Origin of the sequence: Bradyrhizobium pachyrhizi (assembly GCF_001189245.1) — a bacterium.
GTDB classification, from domain to species: domain Bacteria; phylum Pseudomonadota; class Alphaproteobacteria; order Rhizobiales; family Xanthobacteraceae; genus Bradyrhizobium; species Bradyrhizobium pachyrhizi.
Genome location: NZ_LFIQ01000065.1, coordinates 4,972 through 12,201 on the forward strand (window position 1 = coordinate 4,972; position 7,230 = coordinate 12,201).

General features: G+C 65.8%; 6 protein-coding genes and 1 pseudogene. 5 read left to right on the plus strand and 2 right to left on the minus strand.

The features are described 5' to 3' along the window. On the minus strand, window positions 1-825 hold an 825-nt coding region (locus AKL29_RS44775; RefSeq protein WP_244482007.1), incomplete at its 3' end, for a HAMP domain-containing protein. Window positions 826-1,062: 237 nt separating this feature from the next. Between AKL29_RS44775 and AKL29_RS13400 the strand changes: the two genes are divergently transcribed. The 3 genes from AKL29_RS13400 (at window position 1,063) to AKL29_RS42815 (ending at window position 3,593) form a co-directional block, all read left to right on the plus strand. Continuing rightward, window positions 1,063-1,998 carry a DUF3280 domain-containing protein gene (locus AKL29_RS13400; RefSeq protein ID WP_050384516.1) on the plus strand — a complete coding sequence of 312 codons (936 nt, stop codon included), beginning with the start codon at window positions 1,063-1,065 and terminating at the stop codon, window positions 1,996-1,998. A 131-nt stretch (window positions 1,999-2,129) separates the two neighbouring features. Further along, complete coding sequence (locus AKL29_RS13405) at window positions 2,130-3,041, plus strand: amino acid ABC transporter substrate-binding protein (RefSeq protein ID WP_050384595.1); 912 nt, start codon at window positions 2,130-2,132, stop codon at window positions 3,039-3,041. Window positions 3,042-3,443: 402 nt separating this feature from the next. Continuing rightward, window positions 3,444-3,593 carry a hypothetical protein gene (locus tag AKL29_RS42815; RefSeq protein WP_018271828.1) on the plus strand — a complete coding sequence of 50 codons (150 nt, stop codon included), beginning with the start codon at window positions 3,444-3,446 and terminating at the stop codon, window positions 3,591-3,593. A gap of 114 nt (window positions 3,594-3,707) precedes the next feature. Here AKL29_RS42815 and AKL29_RS44780 read toward each other — a convergent pair. Next, window positions 3,708-3,893: pseudogene (locus tag AKL29_RS44780) on the minus strand (hypothetical protein); the annotation flags it as partial. Between the two features lie 455 nt (window positions 3,894-4,348). On the opposite strand from AKL29_RS44780, the gene AKL29_RS13415 reads away from it, so the two are divergent. Further along, a complete protein-coding gene (locus AKL29_RS13415; protein ID WP_050384596.1) occupies window positions 4,349-5,542 on the plus strand; it encodes an NADH:flavin oxidoreductase/NADH oxidase in 1,194 nt (397 codons plus the stop codon). Window positions 5,543-5,695: 153 nt separating this feature from the next. Then, window positions 5,696-7,054 (plus strand): S41 family peptidase, encoded by a 1,359-nt coding sequence (locus AKL29_RS13420; RefSeq protein ID WP_050384517.1) that lies wholly within the window; start codon window positions 5,696-5,698, stop codon window positions 7,052-7,054. The last annotated feature ends 176 nt before the right edge of the window (window positions 7,055-7,230 follow it).

Sequence of the window (7,230 nt, forward strand, 5' to 3'; positions counted from 1 at the left end):
GAGCGCGCGGATGGCGGCCAGCGACTGCCCGAACTCGTCATGCAGCTCGCGCGCGAGGTGGCGGCGCTCCTCGTCCTGCACCAGGATCAGCTTCTGCGTCAGCGCGTTGCGGTCGGAAAGCGCGGCGGCGAGGCGCTCGGCGAGCTGGTTGAAGACGTCGCCGATCGCCGACAGTTCGGCGAGATCGAACGGCGGCAGGCGCGCGGCGAGATCGCCTGCGGCGATCCGCTCGAGCCCGTCGCGGATCTGCCGCGTCGGACGCAGCGCCCGCGCCAGCGCCGCATAGACCAGGGCGCAGAGCAGCGGCAGTGCGATCATGAACACCGCCATCAGCCGGCCGGCATCGTGCCAGGCCTCGGCGGTCGGCACCGCCGGATCAATCCAGGCCACGGCCTCGCCGATGGCGTTGCCGCGCGAAACGACCTGCCGTACCGCCTCGCGTCCGGGATCGAACAGGCGGCGATAGAGCGCCGCGAAGGCCAGCGGCGGCGCGGCCGTGTCAGTCTGCGCGCCGCCGCAGAAGCGTTGGCTGATCTCGCCGCTATTGCTGCGAAAGGCGAGGCACAGTCCCGGCGTCATGACCGAGGCGGCAACGCTGTCGAGATCGGGAAATTCGGAGCGCGCATTGTTCAGCCACTGGATCTTGCTCTGCTGCAGCTCCAGCGTCTTGGCGGCGACATCGGCAACGGCCGCGATCCGCCCGCGCACCGAGCGGTCGGCCTCGATCAGGAAATAGCCGGAGATGACGGCAAAGCAGAGCGTCGAGACGATCGCCACGCGCAACGTCAGCCGCAGTTTCAGATCGCTTCCGGACCAATTCCACATTGGCGTATCCTCAAGATCGAAGGCGGGCTTCGGCGCGCGATCGCGGGCAGGGCCGCCACGCACATTAAACGGCAGAACGGAGGCGCCGAGAAGCGCTGCCATAGGCGTTCTTTGGGCGCGGACCATCGTCGTGAAATTTTCCCGGCACCGGGCGGGAGGCACTCCGCTGCGGCGCGGAGGCCTATTGGCCCAGGATGCGACCGACCCGCCCGCGCCCGCATCCGAAAGGCCCAGACTATGCGTCAATACCGTCTTGTCGTGCACGCCCTCGCGTTGATCGGCCTTCTGGCCGGACCCTGTCCTCTGCGCGCCGAAGTCGGCACGGCGGTGGCATCCCCGCTTGGCGTCAGCATCGACGATTTCAGCTATGTCGACACCTCGGGCGAGGTCATCGATCAGACTGTCGCGCACCAGAAGCGGCTCGACGCGTTCATGCGCGCGCTGCGCGCCGACGTCGCCGCGGAGCCGCGCTATCGCCTGGTGCCCGCAGCGGCGCCCGCAGGCGAGGCCCGGATCAAGGTGGTCGGCGGCGTGCAGAAGATGAGCACGCTGGTGCAGTGGGCCAAGGTGGCGGTCATCGATGTTGAAGGGAGCCGCGTGCTGTACGAAAAGCTCTACACGTTTCGCGGCGACAATGACGAGGCATGGGACCATGCGCGGATGTTCGTGTCGCGCGAGGTGCGCGGCGTTCTCGCGGGCGTGCTTCCGCCGGCGCAGTCCGCCACTGCGGCGCCGATCGGGCTTGCGGTGTTCGAATTCGAGCTTGAGAACACCTCCGCGGCAACCGCGTCCGGCCTTGCCGACGCCGATGCGGCTTACCTCGCGGATGTGACCAAGGGCGTGCGCGACCGGCTTGCGCAGTCGGGCCGCTACCACCTGGTCGATACCGGCGGCGCGACCGCAGAGCCCGTCAAGGCGCGTGCGCTGCGCGACTGTGACGGCTGCGAGGCGGCGATCGCGCAAAAGCTCGGCGCTGATCAATCGCTGATCGGCGTGATCAGGCGGGTCAGCCGGACCGAATACACGATCGGCTTCCAGCTGCGCGACGCCCGCAGCGGCGCGGTCCTCTCACGCGGCGACAGCGGCCTGCGGATGGGCGCCGATTATTCCTGGACCCGTGGCGCGGTCCGCCTGGTCGGCGATCGCCTGCTCGAGGGTGGGACGCAGCGCTAGGGATGCTTCGCGGCTGCGACTTTGGCAGGCGGACCATAGCAAAGTGCGATAGCTGCTAGATACACCGTCATCTGGCTCCCGGCTCATGCGTGCGCTATCACCGCCGCCTGATCACCGCACAGGAGCCGCCGATGCGTTTGCCCGCCATCTTCTTCGCCCTCACGCTCGCCGCAAGCCCCGCGGCGGCCGAGGAGCTGTCGGGCACGCTGCAGAAGATCAAGGAGACGAAGAAGGTCACGCTCGGCTTTCAGGAGGCTTCCGTTCCCTTCAGCTATCTCGACGACAATCAGCGGCCGATCGGCTTTGCGCTCGACATCTGCCTGAAGATCGTCGATGCCGTGAAGAAGGAGCTCGGCGTATCCGACATCGCCGTCGACTACCTCCCGGTGACCTCGTCGAACCGCATTCCCCTGATGGTCAACGGCACGATCGACTTGCATTGCTCGGCGACCACCAACAGCGCGGACCGTCAGAAGCAGGTGACCTTCACCAACACGCACTTCCTCAGCGCGACACGATTTGCCGCCAAGAAATCCGCAGGGATCAACACGATCGACGACCTCAAGGGCAAGTCCGTCACCGCCGTTGCGGGTTCGGTGAACCTCACGCAGCTCATCAAGGTCAACACCGAACGCAAGCTCGGCATCAACGTTCTCCCGGCCAAGGACCAGGCCGAGGCGTTCCTGATGCTGGAGACCGATCGCGCCCAGGCCTACGCGCTCGACGATGTCCAGCTTGCGGTTGCGATCGCGCGGTCGAAGCAGCCTTCGCTCTACATGATCAGCGAGGAGGCGTTCTCGAAGGCAGAGCCGTTCGGCATCATGCTGCGCAGGGAGGACACCCCGTTCAAGGCGCTTGCCGACCGCGCCACGGCGGAACTCTACAAGAGCCCCGAGATCGAGGTCATGTACACGAAATGGCTGGAAGCGCCGACCCCGCCGAAAGGTATCAATTACAACGTCCCGATGTCGCCGGCGCTGCGCCACGCGTTCGCCCATCCGAACTCGAGCTTCGATCCCGACGTGTACGAGGTCGGCAAGTAGCCGCGTTGCGGGCGCGCCCGTGCAAATCGATTGTGGTTCTCGGAAGCCGCTGCGCTCACCCCGCGCAGCAGTCCCCGCGTGCAACTCCAATGATTTACGGCCCCAGCGTGACGGCTGGGGCCGTAGGAGGTGGTGTGTGCCTCTGGGGCAATGAATCAGAGGACAGCCACTGAACCGCACACCGATGACAATGTTCCAACCGGCTGCGGCCGGCCGTGCCATGCTGCCATGCAGACTGAGAAGCTTGCAGACCGCGCCAAGACCGTACCATCATGACGTCGGCCGGCCCGAATCGAATGCGGGCCTGGTGGACGTCCCAGCATTCGGCCTTCGAGGACGCCGGGGTCACATTTCTGCTTGCAGCTGATTTTTCGTTATGCCGATTGTTCTGCGGAGCCGACATTGAACCACGACGCATTGGCCAAGCTCACCGTCACCATCATTGTCCTGGTCGCGTTGCTGGTGTGGCGCGTTGCCGACCAGAAGAAATCGATTGAATGCGGGGCAAATTGCCCGACCGACCTCTCCGCGAGCCGGAAGGCCGCACAATAGATCGGAGCACTTTCGATCAACGGCGCGTGTCGAACCGGCGCCGAGCAAACCAAGCGAGCTTTGCCGGCGCCTTCCGGTTCACGGCCGCCTGGTCAGCATGGCGCGCAGCCTAAACTAGCGCTTTGCCGGCGGGCCGCTCTTGTTGCCGGGCTGTCCCTTGATGTTCGACGGATCCTGTTCCTGGACATGCAGGTTCTGCGAGTTCGAACCGACCGTGCCCTGCTTGGCGGGCGGCCCGCTCTTGTTGCCGGGCGCGCCGGCGATCCCGGTTCCGGAACTTTGAGCGCTCGGAGACGTCGTGGCGTTTGGGGAACCGGCGGCCGTGTCGGGGCGCCCCGGAGGCGTTGCGGCCGCGCCGGGCCTGTCCTGATCGCCGACATAGCCGGATTCACCGGAGTTGCGGGTCTTGGCGCCCTTGTCGGCCTCGTTTTGCAGGTTCTGGGCAACCGCGTGTTGCGCCAGTATCGGGCCGGTTGCCATGGCACCGGCGATGAGCAGTGCGATTGTGCGGGTCCTCATGAGTGTCCCTCCTCTGGGTCACCGGGGGACAACACGCTTCGCGATCATCATTTCCTGTGCGCGCGAAAAATCGCCGCGAGGGAACAGGCATCGCGAAGGTGCCGCGGCCCGCTACAGCGATCCCGTTTGAGTGGCCGCCCGCGTGCCTCTATCGGCCATCGCGCGGTGCGTATATCGTCCGCGCCAAACACAAGATCGGTCCCGCGCGCCGGGTAACGACGCATAATGAGGAAGCGATGTCCGACAAGCTGCTGTTTTCGCCAATGACCATCCGCGGCGTCACGCTGAAGAACCGCATCGTGGTGCCGCCGATGCATCAATATTCCGCCGAGAAGGGCTTTCCGACCGACTGGCATCTGATGAATGCGGGCAAGTTCGCCGCCGGCGGCGCCGGTCTCGTGATCGTCGAATCGACCAAGGTCGAGCGGCGCGGCTGCGGCACGATCGGCGATCTCGGCATCTGGGACGACAAGTTCATCGCGCCGCTGAGTCGCCTGGTTGGCTTCATCAAGCAGCAGAACGCGGTCGCCGGCATCCAGCTCGGCCATTCCGGCCGGAAGGCCCGTGCGAGCCGGCCCTGGGAGGGCGATCGTCCGCTCGAGCGCACCGCCGAGATCGAGGATTGGGATGCCTGGACGCCGGTGGCGCCGAGCGCGATCGCCCATAGCGAGCGCTGGCCGGTGCCGCGCGCGCTGGACACGCATGAGGTGAAGGACCTCGTCGCAGCCTGGGGGCATGCGGCACGGCGCGCCCATGCGGCAGGGTTCGAGGTGCTGGAACTGCACGGCGCCCATGGCTATCTCGTGCACGAATTCCTCTCCGGGCGCGCCAACCAGCGCAGCGACGAATATGGCGGCTCGGAAGCCAACCGGATGCGCTTCCTGATCGAGGTCACCGAGGCGGTGCGGGTTCACTGGCCGGATCACAAGCCGCTGTTCGTGCGGCTGTCGGTCGAGGACAACGCCGGCTGGGGCCCGGAGCAGAGCGCGCGGCTCGCCAGGATCCTGAAAGCGAAGGGCGTCGACGTGATCGACTGCTCATCTGGTGGAATCAGCGAGATGGCGCCGATCCTGGGCAAGGAGATCAAATACAGCTATCAGGTGCCGCTCGCGGAATATGTCCGCGCCCATGCCGATATCATGACGATGGCGGTCGGCCTGATCATCCACGGGGACCAGGCCGAACAAATCCTGCGTGATAGACAAGCAGATTTGATCGCGGTCGGCCGGGAAATCCTCAATAACCCGAACTGGCCGATGGACGCCGCGCTCAAGCTCGGCGTCGAGGGGCCGTTCCGCAACGTTCCTCCGCAGTTCGGCTATTGGCTGGGCACGCGGGCCAAGCGCGGATTCGGCACCCAGCCGTCGACCTGGCAGAACGGGTTGCGGGAGAGTGGGCCAAAGGCCGACGAAAGGCTGACAGGGAGCTGACAAGAGGCCGATCCGGGCACCGTGACAGGACCGTAATGGTCCGGTGACGGGGCGGCCTTGATCCGACCAAAAAGCCGTTGTGTGGTGCCCCGCGTCGGGGTGGGGCCGAATGTTGCGAAACGTTGCCGGCCGTTAGCGAAGGGATCACGGATAATGCGCAAACATGTTGGCTTCTTGCTCGGGACGGTCGCGGGCGCGTGTCTCACCCTGCTCGTGGCCTCGCCGCAGGGCGCGCATCTCTTCGCCGTCGCCAACGCCGCCGCGCATTCCGACAACAGCAACACCTATTCGCAGCTCAACCTGTTCGGCGAGGTGTTCGAGAAGGTCAAGACCGACTACGTCGAGAAGCCCGAGGACTCCAAGCTCGTCGAGGGCGCGATCAACGGCATGATCTCCTCACTCGACCCGCACTCCCGCTACATGAACGAGAAGGGCTGGGCGGAGATGCAGGAGACCACGCATGGCGAGTTCGGCGGGCTCGGCATCGAGGTCACCATGGAGGACGGCTTCGTCAAGGTGGTGGCGCCGATCGACGACACGCCGGCCTCGCGCGCCGGCATCATGTCGGGCGACGTGATCACCTCGATCGACGATGACCAGATCCAGGGCATGACGCTCGACCAGGCCGTCAACAAGATGAAGGGCGCGCCCAACAGCTCGATCCGGCTGAAGATCATCCGCAAGGACGCCGACAAGCCGATCGAGGTCTCGATTACGCGCGAGATCATCCGCGTCCGTCCGGTGAAGTATCACGTCGAGGGCAGCGACATCGGCTATATCAGGATCAGCTCGTTCAACGAGCAGACCACCGAAGGGCTGCGCAAGGCGATCGGAGATATCCAGAAGCAGGTCCCGCAGGACAAGCTCACCGGCTACGTCGTCGACCTCCGCAACAATCCCGGCGGCCTGCTCGACCAGGCGGTCTCGGTGACCTCGACCTTGATGCAGCGCGGCGAGGTGGTCTCGACCCGCGGCCGCAATCCCGAGGAAACCCAGCGCTTCACCGCGCATGGCGGCGACATGACCAAGGGCAAGCCGCTCGTTGTGCTGATCAACGGCGGCTCGGCCTCGGCCTCCGAGATCGTCGCCGGCGCGCTGCACGACCACAAGCGCGCAACCCTGATCGGCACCCGCTCGTTCGGCAAGGGTTCGGTGCAGACCATCATTCCGCTCGGCACCGGCAATGGCGCGCTGGCGCTGACCACGGCGCGCTATTTCACGCCGTCGGGCCATTCGATCCAGGCACTCGGCATCAAGCCCGACATCGAGGTGCTGCAGGATGTGCCGGACGAGTTCAAGACCCGGTCGGAGATCAAGGGCGAGGCCTCGATGCGCGGCCATCTCGCGGCCGAGGGCGCCGAGCAGACCGGCTCGCAGTCCTATGTCCCGCCGGACGAGAAGAACGACAAGGCGCTCGCCGCGGCGTTCAACCAGCTGCGCGGGGTCACCGTCAACGCCGACGCTAAGAACGCCGACACCAAGGCCGCGCAGAAGCGGCCGGTGCCGAACTAGAACCCGACACATGTAGCCCGGATGGAGCGAAGCGAAATCCGGGAGCTGTCTGCGCGTTTGCAAGGTCCCCGGATTGCGCGGGGCCTGTCATCGGGCGCGCGTTCGTGCGACCTGTTGGCTCCATCCGGGCGCCGTCGCAGGCGCGTGCTGCCAAAATATCGAAAACAACCCCATGC